Source organism: Rhodomicrobium udaipurense JA643 (assembly GCF_000636015.1).
In the GTDB taxonomy this organism is placed as follows: Bacteria; Pseudomonadota; Alphaproteobacteria; order Rhizobiales; family Rhodomicrobiaceae; genus Rhodomicrobium; species Rhodomicrobium udaipurense.
In genome coordinates this window covers 1-16,466 of sequence record NZ_JFZJ01000072.1, presented here as the reverse complement: position 1 = coordinate 16,466, position 16,466 = coordinate 1, and the positions used below count along the sequence as shown (strand labels likewise).

Below are 16,466 nucleotides of genomic sequence, written 5' to 3'. Positions count from 1 at the left end.
TAGATGACCTCGCCTCGTTAGTAGCTCCGCGTCAGGTCATCATATGCGAGGGAAATCCAGCTGGTCCGGTTCCTGGAAAGAACGCGGAGCATGATGCACAAGTTTACGGAAAGATCTTTGCTGACGAGTTTCCTGACGTGACGTTCATATCGGCGGGCAGTTCGAAAGAGGTTTCCGGAGATTTCCTTGGCCTTGCAGCTGCATTGCCGAAGGTTGCCGCTGGGATGCAAGTGACGCGCCTGATCGATCACGATGACCACGCCCCCGCAGATGTGAATGCTTTCAACGAGAAGGGAGTCATTGTCCTCACTCGAAGGCATCTCGAATCTTACCTTTACGATGATGAGGTACTCACTGCTCTTTGCAGTTCTGAAGGTAAATTAGATGATGCGCCTTCGGTGATAGCGGCCAAGGAGAAAGCGCTCTCAGACAGTTCTAGGCGTGGAAACCCAAATGACGACATCAAATCTGCCGCTGGAACCATTTACACAGAGACGAAACGTATCCTTGGACTTGTTCGGTCAGGTAACGATCAGATGTCCTTCGCCCGCAACACATTGGTGCCACTGATCAAACCCGGAATGAGCGTTTATGCTGAGTTGAGGCGCGATATCTTCGGCCGTTAGCTGCAACAAACCTCCACCAGAACCTTCCCCGGGTTCAGCACCCCGCGCGGATCAAACGCCGCCTTTATCCCCCGCAGCAGCGCCATCTCGGCGGGGGACTTGATCGCCGCGAGCGCGTCGGCCTTCATGCGGCCGATGCCGTGCTCGGCGCTGATCGAGCCGCCATATTTCAGCACGATGCCGTGGACCAGCGCCTGCATCTCGTCCCAGCGCGCGAGATACGCCGCCCTCCGCGCATCCTTGTCCGCAGCCGTGTCGCCGCCCTCGGGCTGGCTCACGTTGAAATGGATGTTGCCGTCGCCGAAATGGCCGAACGGCACGGGCCGCGCGCCGGGCACGAGCGCCTCGACGGCGGCGGTCGCTTCGGCGATGAAGGCAGGGATGAGCGCGACCGGCACGGACACGTCGTGCTTGATGCTGCCGCCCTCGTATTTCTGCGCTTCGACGATGGCCTCGCGCAGCCACCAGAAGTCGCGCGCCTGCGCTTCGGATGCGGCGACGGCTGCGTCGGCGACGGTGCCCGCTTCCATCGCGGCTTCGAGGATCGATAGCGCCGCGCGCTGGGCGACGCCGTTAGCCAGCGGCGAGGAAATTTCGACGAGCGCATACCACGGATAGCGCGTGGCAAGCGGGTCGCGGTGCTGCGGCAGATGGCGGAAGACGAAATCGAGGATCGCGCGCGGGATGAGTTCGAATGCGGTGAGCAGCGGCCCCGCGCCTTCGCTCGCGCGGCTGAAGAACGCGCCCGCCGCATCGAGCGAGGGCAGGCCGACGAAGGCGGTCGCGACCTCGGCGGGCTGCGGAAACAGCTTCAGCGTCGCCGCCGTGATGACAGCGAGCGTGCCTTCCGAGCCGATGAGCAGACTTTTCAGATCGTAGCCGGTGTTGTCCTTGCGAAGCGCCTTCAGCCCGTGGATCACCGCGCCGCCGGGCAGCACCGCTTCGAGGCCGAGCACGAGATCGCGCATGTTGCCGTAGCGGAGCACATGCACGCCGCCCGCGTTCGACGCGATGTTGCCGCCGATTTGACACGAGCCTTCCGAGCCGAGGCTCAGCGGAAACAGGCGCCCCGCAGCGGCGGCAGCCTCCTGCACGGCGGCGAGCGTTGTGCCCGCCTCGACGGTGAGCGTGTTGCCCGCCGCGTCGACATCGCGGATGCGATTCATGCGCGAAAGGCTCAGGATGATTTCGCCGCCGAACGGCACCTGTCCGCCGACGAGCCCCGTATTGCCGCCCTGCGGCACGATCGCGATGCGCTCCTCATGGGCGAGATGCAGGATCGCGGAAATCTGCTCGACGGTCGCCGGGCGCAGCACGAGAGGCGACGCGCCGTGATAAAGGCCGCGCGGCTCCTGCGTATAGGGGAGGATCTCCGACGGCGCTTCCAGTGCGCCGTGTGGCCCGGCGAGCGAGGCGAATTTCGCGGCGAGGCCAGCCGTCAGCGGTTTCAGATCAGGGTGCACGCGCGCCGCCTTTCGGCCGGTCCGCACTCGCCCGTCTTTCGGCTTCGAGCGCCTCGAACTGCGCGAGGAAGGCCGCTTGCGCCGAGGATGCGTCCACGGGCTCTGGATGCCGAAGCACCGCCGGCCATTCTATGCCGAGCGTGTCCGGGTTGCCGAAGCATGCGCGCGCGTCGGCCGCAGCAAACCCCGCAAGCTCGGTCGCTTCGAAGAAGGCCGCGATCTTGTCCGCGCGCTTGATGGCGTGTGTGACGCCTTGGGCAAGCTCCGGCGGCAGGCCGAAGCGAATGTGAACCGCGCGCTGGATGCGCAGTTCGAAGGTCTTGTAGGTCTTGCCCATCGCGGCCTTGAACGGGCTGATGAGATCGCCGACCACATATTCCGGCGCGTCGTGCAGCAGCGCGGCCATGCGAAAATGCGGCCCGGCGGCGGGTTTGATGAGGGCCGCGATCTGTTCCACGAGCACGCAATGCTGCGCGACGGAGAAGGCATGCGCGCCCTTCGTCTGACCGTTCCAGCGGGCGACGCGAGCCAGCCCGTGCGCGATGTCGCCAATCTCGATGTCGAGCGGCGACGGGTCCAGCAGGTCGAGGCGGCGGCCCGAAAGCATGCGCTGCCAGGCGCGGCTTTGGCGGTGCACGACGAGCGGCTGGGGGGCAAGTTTTTGCTGCATCGCGAATCCTTTTCGGGAACAGCGTCTTTATGCCAGAATTTCAGGTCGAGCCAAAGCGGCGCAAGGATCGTGGCGATGGCAGGTCACGATGTGGTCGTTGACGAGGCCCGTCGCCTGCATCAGCGAATAGACCGTGGTCGGACCGCAGAAGCGGAAGCCGCGACGCTTCAGTTCCTTCGAGATCGCGGCGCTGAGCGGCGTCTGCGCGGGCACCTCGGAAATGGCGGCGAAGCGGTTCTGAAGCGCGGCACCGTCCACGAAGCCCCAGAAGAATGAGGCGAGCGATTGCTTCTGTTGCAGGTCGAGGCAGGCTTGCGCATTGGCGATTGCGGCCTCGATCTTGCCGCGATGGCGCACGATCCCCGCATCGGCCACCAGCGCCGCGACCTTCGCCGCGTCGTAGCGCGCGACCTTCTCGGGGTCGAAGCCATCGAAAGCGGCGCGAAAGCTCTCGCGTTTGCGCAGGATCGTGATCCACGACAGGCCGGACTGGAAACCTTCGAGGATAAGCTTCTCGAAGAACGCGCGGTCGCTCGTCTTCGGCACGCCCCATTCCTCATCGTGATAGCGGACATAAAGCGCGTTGTCGGCGTTCACCCACGCGCAGCGGGCGGGCTCTGCGACGGCGCGCGCGGCTTCGAGCGCGGTCACGCGGCGTCTCCCGCAGGTTCCGGCTCAAGCGAATAGGTTGCCCAGTGCGGCACGGTGAGATCCACGTCTGCCGCGCCCACGGTCAACGCGAGCCCTTTCGCCAGCGCGTCGCGCACGCGGTCGATGCGGGCGAGAGCTACGCCGTGCGCGCCATGGACCGAGCCGAGGCGGCCGACCGGGAAACCGCCCGCCACGATATCCGCGCCGCCTTCCGGCAAGTCCGCCGATGCCGTCACCGACAGAACGCGCGTGCGTGCCGTGCCGCGATGCTGCATGCGCGAGACGACTTCCTGCCCGACGAAGCAGCCCTTCTTGAAGTCCATGCCATGAAGGAAGTCGAAGCACGCCTCGTGCGGGAATGCATCGCTGAAGGCGTAGTCCGCGCCGCCCTCAGGCACGGCAAGCGCAATGCGATGGGCGGCGTAGTCCTCGGGCGTGGCCGTCACGGCAGGCGCGGCGGCGGCGGATATCAGGATGCGGCTGCCAAGCTCCGGCAGTCGCGGATCGGCATAGGCGAGCCCGCCATTCGCCTTCGCCCACGCGGATGCGTCCTCGCCCCAGATTGCGCCCGCCGCCGTCTTGTCCGACACATCGGCGACGTCCACCTTCGCGCGCAGCTTGTACATGGTGAGGCGCTTCAGGAGCGCGTCGGCTTGTGCTTTCGGCGCGTCAATGAAATGCGTATCGCCATGGCGGACGACGAAGAAATCGAAAAGGATTTTGCCCTGCGGCGACAGCAGACCTGAGAAGCGCGCCTCGTCGTTTCCGAGATGCTCGACATCGTTCGTAATCAGACCGTGGAGGAAGGAAACGTGGTCGTCGCCCGTAACCTTGAGGACGGCGCGATCAGGCAGAAGAGTGGACGGCATGCAGGAAACCTCGCCAGAGATGAAGCGGTGGCCGGATCATAACACCGTTTGGCGTTCCTGCCATGTTCTGCATGCCGTGGTTCGCCACGGCCGGCGGGCGCATCCGATGCCCGCAGAAACTAATGCTGCGCGGGCCAATCCTCCACCGCTCCGCCATCAAAACTTGGCGAGGCCTTCGCGCGACTGCTGCGAAGCGGCGCCACTTTCGCGCCCCATGGATCGATCTTCGCCGCCACCTCGAAATTCAGGTGAGCGCCGGGCACCGGCACCGCATGCACGATCTTGTAGCCGCGCTTCTTCAATTCCTGAAGAATGATCGGCAGGGCGAGGGCGGTGCGCTGGTGTATGTCGTGCAAAAGGAGAATGCCACGCTTCTTCTGTTCGATCTTGTCGATAGCGCGGTTGGCCAGCACTTCCGGCGTCAGCAAGGTCCAGTCGCTCGCATGGAAATCGATATTCCAGATCACGATGCCCACCGCAGCGGCGTAGGTTTCTGTTGCGCGCGTCGACTCGAGATAGGGAAAGCGGAAGAACGGTGCGACGGCAGTCTGATCGCCAAGGCTCTTGCCGGCCGTCATGAAGCCGTCGGAGATTTCTTTCGTGGCGGCCTTGTACGGCAACTTCGGGATATGCGCGTGATGCTCGGAATGCGTGCCGACGGTGTGCCCCTCGGCACGCACGCGCTTCAACAGCGCCGGATGCGCCCGCGCCATCGTGCCCACGGTGAAGAAGGTCGCGTGCACGCATTCGGCGGCGAGCGCGTCGAGCACCTTGCCCGTCCACGGCGGGGTAGGGCCGTCATCGAAGGTGAGAATCACCTCATGGTCTTCGAGGATGGGCGTGCCGTAATCCGGTCCGCCGCCGACTCGGCTCACTTTCGCCGGATCGAGGGCAAGCGTCCGGCTGGTTCCGAGCGCGCCCGCAGGGCATTCGGCCGCGCTGGCCGCGCCCGCGAGCGAAACGAGTGCGACCAGACCAATGGCCGCATGTCTGTAAATCATGATCCCACCACACATGGCTCTTGCAACTCAGAACCATATTCGCCTGCACGCTTATAGCGCGGCTTAAGACGCGACCGCAAAGTCTTCTTAATCTTGGTTTCGCAGGCGTTGAGGGATTGACGCGCGAATGGCGTTCGCGAGGAAGATTTGTGGCAAAAGCGCCGGACGGGGCGTTTCGGCCTATTCGCACCACAATTCAAAGCTTTGCCTCGGACAACGGCGAATGAAACGGAAGTGGTCGACAAGAATGGCACATCACAAAAAATTGCGTCTCGGGCTCATGGCTGCCAGTGCCTCGCTTGCGATCCTCGCCGCCGGGTGTTCATCCCCGGCCGGCTTGAGCGACTCGGTCGAAGGATCGTTCATCCGTGCCGCCGCGACCTGGGACATCAATCACGACGGCGTCGTCACTTGCGACGAGTGGCGCGCCTATGTCGGCCAGCTGTTCAAGGATGCGGACGTCAACCGCGACGGAAAGCTTTCGCCGGAGGAATTCGCCCGGCTCTCCAAAGTGGACCGCCTGTTCGAGACCGCCGACTTCAAATATTACGATGTCGAGCGAAAGGGTTACGTGACCGAATCGGACATGGTCGACCGGCGCAATCCCGCCTTCGTGGAACTCGACAAGCAGAACACCTGCCGTCTGAACACCTACCAGCTTCGCGCGGCAACGGTTGAACAGCCGAAGAAGGAAAACCCGGCAATTCCGGGCGCGCGATAGGCGCGATGACGAGGCGCGCTCGCAAGGCTTGGCGATCTGGTAAGACCCGCGTCAGGTTGTACTTGTGCGTGAATGCATCCTAAGCTCGGGCTGGTGCATTCGCGCAACAGACAAAACTGCTTCGCCCTGCTAGAAAAAAAGCCGGTCTCAACGTCAGACGCGGCTTTTGCATGCATCGTCTTCTGGCTTCGCTTTTGATCTTCACCGCGCTTCTCGGGCTTCCGGCCCGCGCGGCCAATATCACGACCGTGACCCACGATGGCGTCACGAGGGTCATCGTTATTGCGGGGGTGATTGCCCCCGGCGATGCGCAGAAATTCGCCAACATCGCGCTGATGACCGAAGATGCCGTGGTTGCGCTCGCAAGCGACGGCGGCGCGTTGAAGGAAGCGCTCGATATCGGCCGCGCGATCCGGCTCAAGGGCTTCTCGACCTATGTCACCGCAAATTCGCGCTGTGCCTCGGCATGCGCGCTGATCTGGCTCGCGGGCGTGCCACGTCTGATGGCGTCTTCGGCGCGGGTCGGCTTTCACGCCGCCTATTACGATCTCGCGGGCGTGAAGGAAGTCAGCGCGTCGGGCAACGCGATCGTCGGGTCTTACCTGAACACGCTCGGGCTGCCCGAGAAAGCGGTGCTAAGCCTCACCTCCGCGCCGCCGACGAGCGTGCGCTGGTTTTCGCCTGCGCAGGTTCGCGGGAACGGGATCGAGGTCACGGTGAAGGATCTGGACGGCTCATCGGAGGGGGGCGTGACCGAGCAGGCCCAGACGCCCAAAACCACCGAGGTTACGAAAGACGTGTCGTCGCTTGGCGTCGGTCCCGCCGCTACTCCCGCCGATGTCGAAGCGCAGGCGCGGAATTTCGCGGCGCGTTACCTCACATATGAAAACGAGGAGGCCGCTCGCTCGCTGGCTCTGATATCAGATGTATATGACGACAAGGTTTCGCATTTTGGCAAGATGAAGACCCGGCAGGAGGTATTGGCCTCGCACGCCCGTTTCGTGACGCGGTGGCCGAACCGGAAGCAGTCCCTGAAGCCTGGCAGCGTCATCGTGCTGTGCAAGGTGCCGCAGGCGCAATGCATGGTTGACGCGCTGATCGACTGGGAAGTCGCGAGCGGGAGCACCCGCTCGAAGGGGGTTTCGACGTGGCACCTCGTGCTCAATCGCCAGTCGGATCGCTTCTCGATTGTCGCGGTGGACGGCAAGGTGATCGAACGGCGCAACATGTCGTCGGAGCGAAATCGCGGCCCGTGCTTCCGCTCGTTCTGTCCGTTCGATCTCGCTTTGCGCTGAGGATTGGTGCGCCACTCGTGCGACGCGTGCCGGTTAGGGAGCGCAGCGCGCTGAGCTTGCGCGGTCCGTAGCGGCCAGCAGTCCGAGTGGTCTCGAGACGACGAGCTCCCCTAGCAACTCATCTCTCACACAATCTTAAGGACATACGTCCTAAGGGACATACGGCGACGGATGCCCCCGGGCATGCTCTCGACCGTTCGCGCATCGCCGGGCGTTAGGAAAATCCACTCCCGGCGAATGATGAAGGCAGGCGCGCCTTCGAGCCGACGCAAAACGCTCCCGTCGAAGGTGATCGGCACGAAATGAGCCTTGCGCAGCCATGAGGGATCGGGTTCGCGGTTGGGCGTTGGTCTCCCTGGCCCGCGCGCGCCAACGACGACTCCCGCGGATAACCTGAATGGCCGCGATATCGGTCGTCTCCATAGCACGCGCGCCGACGACCGTCGAGGCGCGGTACGCCCCGCGAGCGCGGCCCCGGCGTCCTATCGCTTGCCCGCGCCCGCGAGAACGTGAAGCGCGTCGGCTTCGTCGAACATCATCTGAGAGCGATTCGGGAACGCGTTCTCGCCCTCGGAAATGAGTGCGATCATGCGGCGAAGTTCACCGCCGATGTTGAGGATGTGCACCTGCAACAGCCTGTCGGTCTCGTCGGGAAGCCCGTCGCGGATCGTGCGCAGAATGCGGTCGTGCTCCATGACGGAGGGCAGAATGCGGTTGATATGGTCGAGTTGCAAACGCCGGTAGGCGCCGATCCGGTTGCGGATGCTGAGCGTCATCTTGACGAGGTAGCTGTTGCGACTCGCCGCATAGATCGTCTCGTGGAAAACCTCATTCGCGCGCGCGTAGCTTTTCGGATCGTGCGACTCGGCAAAGCGGCGGCAATCTTCCTGAGCCGCACTCATCGCATCGATGTCGCTGTTGAGGCAGGACTTGGCGGCCAGCCGTCCGCAGGCACCCTCAAGCTCCGCCATCACTTCGAGCAATTCGACGAGTTCGCGAATGCCGAGGCGCGCGACCATGGCGCCTTTGTGAGGCCGGATCTCGACGAGACCGTTGGCGGAGAGTTGACGAAGTGCTTCCCGAACCGGCGTCCGCGACGTCCCGTATCGCTTCGCGAGACCGCATTCGTCCAGCTTGTCGCCGGGCTTAAGCTGAAAGGAGAGGATCTCCTCCTCAATCAACGATCGCAAGCGTTCCGCTTGGGAACTCATAGGACTGCGCTCCTCGTTTCGTGGTCTCGACGATCCTTCCGTCCATAGTCAAAGCTCGGCGCAATTTTTACCGGGCAGGAAGCCATACCCCGGATAATCCGAACAGTGAAGAACCCGAAACCGCCTTTTCGGGCGTAGACCACGAATTTCATGGTATCATCCCCCTCAGACTGGACCTTTGATCAATCGCAAGCAGCGAGGCGCGCAGCCGGAATATGGATGTTTCTTTCTTCCAGGAAATCCTGAGCAAAATTTCGGACCGAGGCAGGCAGATTCTGGATTTGTCATCCTTGATCGGAACAGACGCTGAAGAGTCATTCGAAGAATTATGTCAGGCTTTGGTTTCGAGCAGGGGCGAAGCATCCGGCGTTGCTCTTGCAAGGCGAATCCTTGACCTCTACCGTTTGACGACAGATAAGGAAAAAGACGCTTTTTTCGTGTTTTTGGCAAGACATTTTCTCCCGAGCACAGAGGCGGTCCAGCGAGCGGCGACCGCCTATCTTGAGCAGCCGGAGATCGGTCGGCTCGAAACGCTCATGGCTGCCGTCGAATCGCCGAGGCAGGAACTTTTCCGCCGCCTCAATCTCGCGCCGGGCGGCACGACGGCTCTCGTGCGCATGCGGGAAGACTTGTTACGCCGTCTGAAGGACAATCCCCAGCTCGCCGGCGTCGACCGCGATTTCGTGCATTTGTTCTCCTCGTGGTTCAATCGCGGCTTCCTCGTGCTCGCGCATCTTTCCTGGTCGAGCCCGGCGTCGATCCTCGAAAAACTGATCGCCTACGAGAAGGTGCACAAGATCCACGGTTTCGAGGATTTGCGGCGCAGGCTCGACCCCAACGACCGCCGTTGCTTCGCGTTCTTCCATCCCGCGCTCGTCGACGAGCCGCTCATCTTCGTGCAGGTCGCGCTCGCGAGCGAGATTCCGTCCTCGATCCAGTTGCTCCTCGCTTCCGACGCGGAAGATTTCGACGATCCGGACCCTTCCGTGGCCGTCTTCTATTCCATCTCGAACTGTCAGGATGGCCTGCGCGGGATTTCCTTCGGCAACTTCCTCATCAAGCAGGTGGCGGAGGACATGAAGAAGGAGAAGCCTTCGCTCAAGACCTTCGTGACGCTATCGCCCGCACCGACTTTCAGGTCTTGGCTCGAAGCGAACAAGGCCGAGCTTTCCTATCTCCCGGCGGCGCAGCGGAAGCTGATCGATGCAGCGCTCGCGGGCCAATTCGGCGAGAGCGAGGAGGAACTCGACGCGCTCGAACCCGCTATCCTCGCCGCCGCCGCTCATTATTATCTGCGCGCGAAGGACAAGAAGGGGAAACCGGTCGACCCGGTGGCGCGTTTCCACCTCGGAAACGGCGCGCGGCTGGAGCGGATCAATTGGCTCGGCGACACGTCGGAGAAGGGTATTCGCGAGTCTCTGAGCGTCATGGTCAACTATTTATACGATCTTAAGGACATCGAGCGTAATCACGAAGCTTATGTGAACCTGAGCCAAGTGGCCGCGTCGAAGGCCGTGAGATCGATCCTTCTCGCGCCGGAACCGAACGCCAAGGCCGCGCAGCGTAAAAGCGAGACAATCTCATGAGATGGCAGGGACGCCGCGAAAGCGAGAACGTCGAAGACCGCCGCGATGAGAGCGGTGGGGGCGGTTTTCCGTTCCCCGGCGGCGGAGGCATACAGATCGGGCAGGGCGGCGGCCTCGGCATCGTCGGCGTGATCGTGATCGTCGGCATTGCGCTGTTGTTCGGCATCGATCCGCGCGTCATCCTGCAAGGCGGCGGCGAAGGGCTGCCCGGCGGCGGCGGCATTCAGATCCCGCGCGAAGCGCCGCGCCCGCCCTCCCAGAGCGCGACGACGGACGATCAGGCGAAGCGGTTCGTTTCGGTCGTGCTCGGCGATACCGAAGATACATGGACGAAAATCTTTGCGAGCCAGGGCGCACGCTATTCGCCGCCGAAACTTGTGCTTTTCCGCGACGGCATCCAGTCCGGCTGCGGACTCGCAAGCGCGCAGATGGGGCCGTTTTATTGTCCGATGAACCGCAAGGTTTATATCGACCTGTCGTTTTTCGACATGCTGAAGCGTCGCTTCCGCGCGCCGGGCGAATTCGCGCAAGCCTATGTGATCGCGCATGAAATCGGCCATCACATCCAGAATTTGCAGGGGCGGCTTCAGCAGGCGCAGCGGCTTCAGGCGGCTGCCACCTCGGAAGGTCAGCGCAATGCGATCCAGGTGCGCGTCGAGCTTCAGGCCGACTGCTATGCGGGTGTGTGGGCGCATCATACGGCAAAGCTGAACAACACGCTTGAGCCGGGCGACATCGAGTCGGCGCTGCGCGCGGCGGCGGCGATCGGCGACGACGCCATCCAGAAGAGCACGCGGGGCTATGCTGTGCCTGATTCGTTCACGCATGGTTCCTCGGAACAGCGGGCGCGCTGGTTCACGCGCGGCTATCAGACGGGTTCGCTGGCGTCTTGCGATACGTTCAACACCGACGCGATCTGAGGGAGGGCGGGTTCTGCCCTTCCGTTTGACAAGCTTGACACACGCTCTGTCACCCGCTCGCCACAGCTTTCCCCTATCAGCGCAGCCAATCTTTACCGCGCACCGCTATGCTTGAAGAGCAGGGCGGAGCTTTCCATTTGATCGCCGACAGGCGTAAGCAGAGCACCGGCGAAGGCAGAAAAGGATCGACCCATGGCGGGATTCAATGCGGTGGTGCTGGCGGCGGGGCAGGGGACGCGCATGAAATCGGCGTTGCCGAAGGTGCTGCACCCGGTCGGCGGTCTGCCGCTCGTCGCCCATGTCGTCAAGGCCGCCGCCGACGCTGGCGCGGAGGCGTGCTCGGTGATCGTGCCGCCCGACGCGAAGGGCTTCGATGCGCTTCGCCTGCCCATCGCCGCGCGGTTCTTCGAGCAGCATGAGCGGCTCGGTACGGCGCATGCCGTGTTGCAGGCGAGGCCCGCGCTTGAAACGTCGAGCCTTCCCGTCGTGGTGCTCTGTGGCGACACGCCGCTCGTCACGCCCGACAGCCTCGCCCGCCTCGCCGCCGCCATCGCGAATGGTGCCGACATGGCCGTCATGGGCTTCAATGCGCGCAATCCGAAGGGATATGGCCGCCTAATCACCGATGCGTCGGGCGCGCTCGTCGCCATCCGAGAGGACAAAGACGCCAGCGAGGCGGAGCGGGCGATCACGCTTTGCAATTCCGGCATCCTCGCGTTTCGCGGCGACCTGATCCTTTCGCTCCTCGACCGCATCGGCAACGACAACGCCCAGCGCGAGTATTACCTCACCGACGCGGTGGAGGTTGCCCGCGCGCGGGGGCTTCGCGTGGCCTGCGAGATCATCGACGAGGATGAGGTGCGCGGCGTGAACACGCGCGCCCAGCTCGCCGAGGCCGAGGCCATCTTCCAGCGGCGCGCGCGCGATGCGGCAATGGCGGGCGGCGCGACGCTCATAGCGCCCGACACCGTGACCTTCGCGCATGACACAATCATCGGGCAGGATGTGGTGATCGAGCCGAATGTGATTTTCGCTGCGGGCGTCGTCATCGAGGACGGCGTCACGATCCGCGGCTTTTCGCATCTCGAAGGCGCGCGCGTCGGGCGCGGCTCGACCATCGGTCCATTCGCGCGGTTCCGCCCCGGCACGGTGCTGGAAGCCGGGGTGCATGTCGGCAATTTCGTGGAGTTGAAGGCCTCGCATGTCGGGGAGGGCGCCAAGGTGAACCACCTCAGCTACATCGGCGACGCGAATATCGGCGCGAAAACCAACATCGGCGCGGGCACCATCACCTGCAATTACGATGGCTACAGCAAATTCAAGACGAATATCGGCGCGGGCGCGTTTATCGGCTCCAACAGCTCGCTCGTCGCGCCCGTGACCATCGGCGATGGCGCTTATATCGGCTCGGGCAGTATAATTTCCGAGGATGTGCCGCCCCACGCGTTGGCGCTGACACGCGCGCCGCAGGTGCACAAAGACGAATGGGCGAAGCGCAAGCGCGCGCGTCATGAGGCCACCAAGGCCGCGGCGAAAGACGAGAAGTAGGCTAGGGGAGAACTCCCTTACGAACTGCAACTTAAACTTGCCTGAAACAGTCTGTAGTATTGTTTGAGTTTGTGCGGTCGCGCGGCGCAGCTACCATCGCGGGCGATCACGTCGTCCGACCTTCGGAAAGGCCAAATCCATGTGCGGAATCATCGGCATCCTCGGAAAAGAACCGGCAGCGCCACGTCTCGTCGATGCGCTGCGTCGGCTTGAATATCGCGGGTACGATTCCGCGGGCGTCGCCACCCTTGAAGGCGGCGTCCTTACGCGGCGGCGCGCCGAGGGCAAGCTTGCGGCGCTCGACCGGAAGCTCGGCGCGGAGCCGCTTTACGGCACGTCGGGCATCGGGCATACGCGCTGGGCGACGCATGGCGCGCCGGTCGAGAGGAACGCGCATCCGCACATGGCGGGTGCCGTCGCCATCGTTCACAACGGCATTATCGAGAATTTCCGCGAGCTTCGCGAAGAGGCTGAGAAAGAAGGCGAGACCTTCGAAAGCCAGACCGACAGCGAAGTCGTGGCCCATCTCATCAATCGCGAGCTTCGGAGCGGGGCGGACCCGGTGGCCGCCGTGCGTACGTCGCTCGCCCGTCTTACAGGCGCGTTCGCCCTGGCGATTCTCTTCTCCGGCCGCGACGATCTGATGATCGGGGCCCGGCGCGGCAGCCCGCTCGCCGTCGGTTACGGCAAGGGCGAGATGTTCCTCGGCTCCGACGCCATGGCGCTCGCGCCCTTCACCGACCGCGTGACGTTTCTCGACGAGGGCGACTGGGCCGTGCTCAACCACGATGGCGTGACGATCCACGATGAGACCGGCGCGGAAGTGAAGCGCCCCATCGTGCGGACCGCTGTTTCGGCGCTCCTTATCGACAAGGGCAACCACCGCCACTTCATGGCGAAGGAGATCCACGAGCAGCCGGAAGTCATCAGCCGCACGCTCGCACATTATGTCCGCTTCGACAGCAATTCCATCGAGCTACCGGGCGGCGGTCTGCCGTTCGACAAGCTGTCCAAGCTCACCATCACGGCCTGCGGTACGGCTTTCTATGCAGCGCTGACCGCGAAATACTGGTTCGAGCGCTATGCGAAGCTTCCGGTGGACGTCGATATCGCGTCCGAATTCCGCTATCGCGAATCGCCGCTACCGAAGGACGGGCTCGCCGTGTTCGTTTCGCAGTCCGGCGAAACGGCGGACACACTCGCAAGCCTCCGCTATTGCCGCGATAATGGCCAGCTCATCGCCTCAGTGGTGAACGTGCCGGAATCGTCCATCGCGCGGGAATCGGACGCCGTTCTTCAGACGCTCGCCGGGCCGGAAATCGGCGTCGCCTCGACGAAGGCCTTCACGTGCCAGCTTTCGGTGCTGGCCTGCATGGCGATCGCGGCGGGGCGCAAGCGCGGCGTGCTGTCGGCTGCCGACGAGGCCGAGCTTGTGAGTGCGCTCGTGCAGGTGCCGCGCCTCATGGCCGATGTGCTGAAGCGCGAGGACGAATTCGACGCGCTGGCGCAGACGCTCGCGAAGGCGCCGCTCGTGCTCTATCTCGGGCGCGGATCGAGCTATCCGCTCGCCCTCGAAGGCGCGCTGAAGTTGAAGGAAATCTCCTATCTCCACGCGGAAGGCTTCGCGGCGGGCGAACTGAAGCACGGCCCTATCGCGCTTATCGACGAGACGGTGCCCGTGATCGCGCTCGCGCCGAAGGATGCGCTGTTCGAGAAGACGGTGTCCAACCTTCAGGAAGTGGCGGCGCGCGGCGGCAAGCTCGTCGTGTTCTCCGACGCGCCCGAAGCGCAGGCGGCGGTTAAAGCGCAGGCTAATTTCGTGCTGCCGACGGCGCACAGCCTCGTCAACCCGATCCTCTACGCCGTGCCGATTCAGCTTCTCGCCTATCACACGGCGGTGGCGATGGGCACCGATGTGGACCAGCCACGGAACTTGGCGAAGTCGGTGACGGTCGAGTAGGCGCGGGGCTCCCCCGACACGCGGTTGTTCTAGGACAAAAATGTATCATCCTGGACAAAAAGTTTTATCTGGAACAAAAAACAATCATCCTAGACAAAAAATTTCATCCTGACACGAAGGAGCGTTATAAAGCGGCGGCGGTGATAAGCTGCCGCTCCGCTCTTTAGGCTGCCATGGCGCGTAAGCGATACGGGTTCGACGAAGGCAAGATCCAGCGCTATCTGAAGGAGGGGCGGTCAGGGACGAGCGCTCGTTACAGCCCTTGGTTGACCGTCCAGGACGTTCCATCGAGCGGACGCTCGCATCGACTGCACGGGCTCACAACCGGGCGCTTGCATCATCTACTCTCAGACATCGAATGCGGCCTGTTCTACCTCGCCGATTGGTCCGACACAGTCACCGACATCCGCGAGCAATTTCCGCTCAAGCGCGACGCCACCCAGCATCGCTGCGCAACTCGGCGTGGCACATCCCCTTGATCTGGCATCGCGTACGCCCCTTGTGATGACGACGGATTTCCTGATCGACGTCGTTCAGGACGGTCGACTGAGGCTCATAGCCCGGGGGTGAAAACGGCTACGGACCTCGACAAGCCGCGGACTTTGGAGAAGCTTGAGATCGAGCGACGTTACTGGCTCGAACAGGGCGTGGACTGGGGCATCGTCACGGAACGTGACATTCCGAAGGTTGCCGTGCGCAACATCGCATGGGTGCACAGCTACGGGACGCTTTCGCACATCAATCAGCCATATCCTGGTTATCTCGACGAAATGGCCGAACACGTCTTGCGGGAGATTTCGGCCGCCGATCAGGCACCCGAAGGCAGTTCTGCGCCGACATCGACGAAGGCTTTTCGCTCGAGCGAGGAACGGCTCTTATGCTGGTGCGCCATCTGCTGGCGCGAAAGAAGCTCCGCTTTCCGATCGACGAGCCTCTGGATGACGGTGTGGCGCTTGAGCGCTTCATCGCGCATCGTGTCGAGCGCCTGAGGTGGGCACTATGAACGACATCGAGGTCAATCAGCTTCTGGAATATCCGGCGGACGGCCTCGTCGAGCGCGTGCTCTGGATCGACCCAGCCAACAGGGGGCTCTACGCCATCGACATCCATGCGGCGCGGGCGCTTCCCGTCTTTCGCATTATGGAAGATATGGAGAGGCTGCGGGAAGCGGGCGTCTGGCGGCATGCAGCCAGCGATCCGTGGTTGCGCCCCCGTTGTTGAAGACGCAATCCCCGCTTCTCACCGCGCAAAGAGGGATCGTGGCTGGCTGATGATCAAGCCGCTAATTTCGGATCAGCTGGCGATCTTCGATGAAATCAAGCGTGGGCGAGCCATCGCCAAAGCCATGCCGGGGTTGTTCATGCGGCCCTTCAACGTAGCCCGCAGGTGCGGGATGAGACGCCCGCACCTCGTACGTGCCACCGGATTGCACGCCGCTTCAACGTAGCCCGCAGGTGCGGGATGAGACTTTCAGCGACAGATTTGCCGGAGCGCGCCGCGTAGCTTCAACGTAGCCCGCAGGTGCGGGATGAAGGCGAATTTGGACGTCCGATCAATAGCCACGAACAGATAGAGCTTTCCTTCCGCAGTCTGAACTTCGGCGATGTCTATGTGGAAGAAGCCGATCGGATAGGCCTTGAACTTTTTCTTTGCGGGCTTGTCGCCTTCCGTTTCCGGCAGCCGGCTGATCCCGTGTCGTTGCAAACAGCGATGCAGCGAGGACCGCGTCAGATGCGGAATGGTCGCCTGCAAGGCGTAAAGGCAATCGTCGAGCGGCAAGAGCGTATGCCGGCGAAAGGCGACGACGACCGCTTCCTCCTCCGCCGCCAGAATGGTTGATCGCTTCTCTTTCGGGCCGGTCGGAAGGTCGGCGACCGAAGCTCGGGTGCGCCACTTGCGCACCGTCTTCTGATTGATCCCATAGCGCTTTGCGAGGGTTCTCAGG

At 63.0% G+C, this 16,466-nt stretch carries 15 protein-coding genes and 3 pseudogenes; 11 read left to right on the top strand and 7 right to left on the bottom strand.

Going from position 1 to position 16,466, the window contains the following annotated elements; translation table 11 throughout:
* Positions 1-626, top strand: a pseudogene (locus tag T281_RS19125) (AAA family ATPase); the annotation flags it as partial.
* On the opposite strand, the gene T281_RS11150 reads toward T281_RS19125, so the two are convergent.
* The 5 genes from T281_RS11150 to T281_RS11130 all read right to left on the bottom strand — a co-directional run bounded on the left by T281_RS11150 (position 623) and on the right by T281_RS11130 (position 5,280).
* The gene (locus T281_RS11150) at positions 623-2,116 is read right to left on the bottom strand and encodes an FAD-binding oxidoreductase (protein ID WP_420834877.1); all 1,494 of its coding nucleotides are present in this window, start codon (positions 2,114-2,116) and stop codon (positions 623-625) included. The pseudogene T281_RS19125 and the gene T281_RS11150 overlap by 4 nt on opposite strands.
* A complete protein-coding gene (locus T281_RS11145) occupies positions 2,079-2,759 on the bottom strand; it encodes an HD domain-containing protein (RefSeq protein ID WP_052037396.1) in 681 nt (226 codons plus the stop codon). Before T281_RS11145 ends, T281_RS11150 begins: the two co-directional genes overlap by 38 nt.
* Before the next feature lie 27 nt (positions 2,760-2,786).
* Complete coding sequence (locus T281_RS11140) at positions 2,787-3,410, bottom strand: DNA-3-methyladenine glycosylase I (RefSeq protein ID WP_052037395.1); 624 nt, start codon at positions 3,408-3,410, stop codon at positions 2,787-2,789.
* Positions 3,407-4,279 carry a CAF17-like 4Fe-4S cluster assembly/insertion protein YgfZ gene (gene ygfZ / locus T281_RS11135; protein WP_037238586.1) on the bottom strand — a complete coding sequence of 291 codons (873 nt, stop codon included), beginning with the start codon at positions 4,277-4,279 and terminating at the stop codon, positions 3,407-3,409. Before ygfZ ends, T281_RS11140 begins: the two co-directional genes overlap by 4 nt.
* A gap of 119 nt (positions 4,280-4,398) precedes the next feature.
* A complete protein-coding gene (locus T281_RS11130) occupies positions 4,399-5,280 on the bottom strand; it encodes a polysaccharide deacetylase family protein (RefSeq protein ID WP_052037394.1) in 882 nt (293 codons plus the stop codon).
* 247 nt (positions 5,281-5,527) lie between these two features.
* On the opposite strand from T281_RS11130, the gene T281_RS11125 reads away from it, so the two are divergent.
* Entirely contained in the window at positions 5,528-6,001 is a 474-nt protein-coding gene (locus tag T281_RS11125; RefSeq protein WP_162173160.1) for an EF-hand domain-containing protein, read from the top strand.
* A gap of 170 nt (positions 6,002-6,171) precedes the next feature.
* A complete protein-coding gene (locus tag T281_RS17800; protein WP_052037392.1) occupies positions 6,172-7,296 on the top strand; it encodes a COG3904 family protein in 1,125 nt (374 codons plus the stop codon).
* A gap of 482 nt (positions 7,297-7,778) precedes the next feature.
* Here the strand turns inward: T281_RS17800 and T281_RS11115 are convergent, their stop codons facing one another.
* On the bottom strand, positions 7,779-8,507 hold the full coding sequence (locus T281_RS11115) for a GntR family transcriptional regulator (RefSeq protein ID WP_081796738.1): 729 nt from the start codon (positions 8,505-8,507) through the stop codon (positions 7,779-7,781).
* Between the two features lie 437 nt (positions 8,508-8,944).
* Between T281_RS11115 and T281_RS11110 the strand changes: the two genes are divergently transcribed.
* The 8 genes and pseudogenes from T281_RS11110 (at position 8,945) to T281_RS11085 (ending at position 15,742) form a co-directional block, all read left to right on the top strand.
* Complete coding sequence (locus tag T281_RS11110; RefSeq protein ID WP_245269219.1) at positions 8,945-10,093, top strand: malonyl-CoA decarboxylase; 1,149 nt, start codon at positions 8,945-8,947, stop codon at positions 10,091-10,093.
* Positions 10,090-11,013, top strand: coding sequence for a KPN_02809 family neutral zinc metallopeptidase (gene ypfJ / locus T281_RS11105; protein WP_037238580.1), 924 nt, complete (start codon positions 10,090-10,092; stop codon positions 11,011-11,013). The genes T281_RS11110 and ypfJ overlap by 4 nt, the downstream gene beginning before the upstream one ends.
* A 192-nt stretch (positions 11,014-11,205) precedes the next feature.
* Positions 11,206-12,561: a bifunctional UDP-N-acetylglucosamine diphosphorylase/glucosamine-1-phosphate N-acetyltransferase GlmU gene (glmU, locus tag T281_RS11100; protein WP_037238577.1), complete on the top strand. Its 1,356-nt coding sequence runs from the start codon at positions 11,206-11,208 to the stop codon at positions 12,559-12,561.
* A gap of 139 nt (positions 12,562-12,700) precedes the next feature.
* Entirely contained in the window at positions 12,701-14,521 is a 1,821-nt protein-coding gene (gene glmS / locus T281_RS11095; protein ID WP_037238574.1) for a glutamine--fructose-6-phosphate transaminase (isomerizing), read from the top strand.
* A gap of 173 nt (positions 14,522-14,694) precedes the next feature.
* Positions 14,695-15,000, top strand: coding sequence for a PDDEXK family nuclease (locus T281_RS19305; protein WP_199502287.1), 306 nt, complete (start codon positions 14,695-14,697; stop codon positions 14,998-15,000).
* 87 nt (positions 15,001-15,087) lie between these two features.
* A pseudogene (locus T281_RS19895) lies at positions 15,088-15,315 on the top strand (TnsA endonuclease N-terminal domain-containing protein); the annotation flags it as partial.
* Complete coding sequence (locus T281_RS19890; protein ID WP_210336113.1) at positions 15,228-15,524, top strand: TnsA endonuclease C-terminal domain-containing protein; 297 nt, start codon at positions 15,228-15,230, stop codon at positions 15,522-15,524. The pseudogene T281_RS19895 and the gene T281_RS19890, both read left to right, overlap by 88 nt.
* Positions 15,521-15,742, top strand: a complete 222-nt coding sequence (locus tag T281_RS11085; protein ID WP_037238570.1) for a hypothetical protein — start codon at positions 15,521-15,523, stop codon at positions 15,740-15,742. The genes T281_RS19890 and T281_RS11085 overlap by 4 nt, the downstream gene beginning before the upstream one ends.
* A gap of 288 nt (positions 15,743-16,030) precedes the next feature.
* Here the strand turns inward: T281_RS11085 and T281_RS19545 are convergent.
* Positions 16,031-16,466: pseudogene (locus T281_RS19545) on the bottom strand (transposase family protein); the annotation flags it as partial.

Coding starts and splice junctions, on each gene's coding strand:
- T281_RS11145 (WP_052037396.1), bottom strand. CDS start 2,759: ATGCAGCAAAAACTTGCCCCCCAGCCGCTCGTCGTGCACCGCCAAAGC.
- ypfJ (WP_037238580.1), top strand. CDS start 10,090: ATGAGATGGCAGGGACGCCGCGAAAGCGAGAACGTCGAAGACCGCCGC.
- T281_RS11125 (WP_162173160.1), top strand. CDS start 5,528: ATGGCACATCACAAAAAATTGCGTCTCGGGCTCATGGCTGCCAGTGCC.
- glmS (WP_037238574.1), top strand. CDS start 12,701: ATGTGCGGAATCATCGGCATCCTCGGAAAAGAACCGGCAGCGCCACGT.
- T281_RS11085 (WP_037238570.1), top strand. CDS start 15,521: ATGAACGACATCGAGGTCAATCAGCTTCTGGAATATCCGGCGGACGGC.
- glmU (WP_037238577.1), top strand. CDS start 11,206: ATGGCGGGATTCAATGCGGTGGTGCTGGCGGCGGGGCAGGGGACGCGC.
- T281_RS11115 (WP_081796738.1), bottom strand. CDS start 8,507: ATGAGTTCCCAAGCGGAACGCTTGCGATCGTTGATTGAGGAGGAGATC.
- T281_RS11130 (WP_052037394.1), bottom strand. CDS start 5,280: ATGATTTACAGACATGCGGCCATTGGTCTGGTCGCACTCGTTTCGCTC.
- T281_RS19305 (WP_199502287.1), top strand. CDS start 14,695: ATGGCGCGTAAGCGATACGGGTTCGACGAAGGCAAGATCCAGCGCTAT.
- T281_RS17800 (WP_052037392.1), top strand. CDS start 6,172: ATGCATCGTCTTCTGGCTTCGCTTTTGATCTTCACCGCGCTTCTCGGG.
- ygfZ (WP_037238586.1), bottom strand. CDS start 4,279: ATGCCGTCCACTCTTCTGCCTGATCGCGCCGTCCTCAAGGTTACGGGC.
- T281_RS19890 (WP_210336113.1), top strand. CDS start 15,228: ATGGGTGCACAGCTACGGGACGCTTTCGCACATCAATCAGCCATATCC.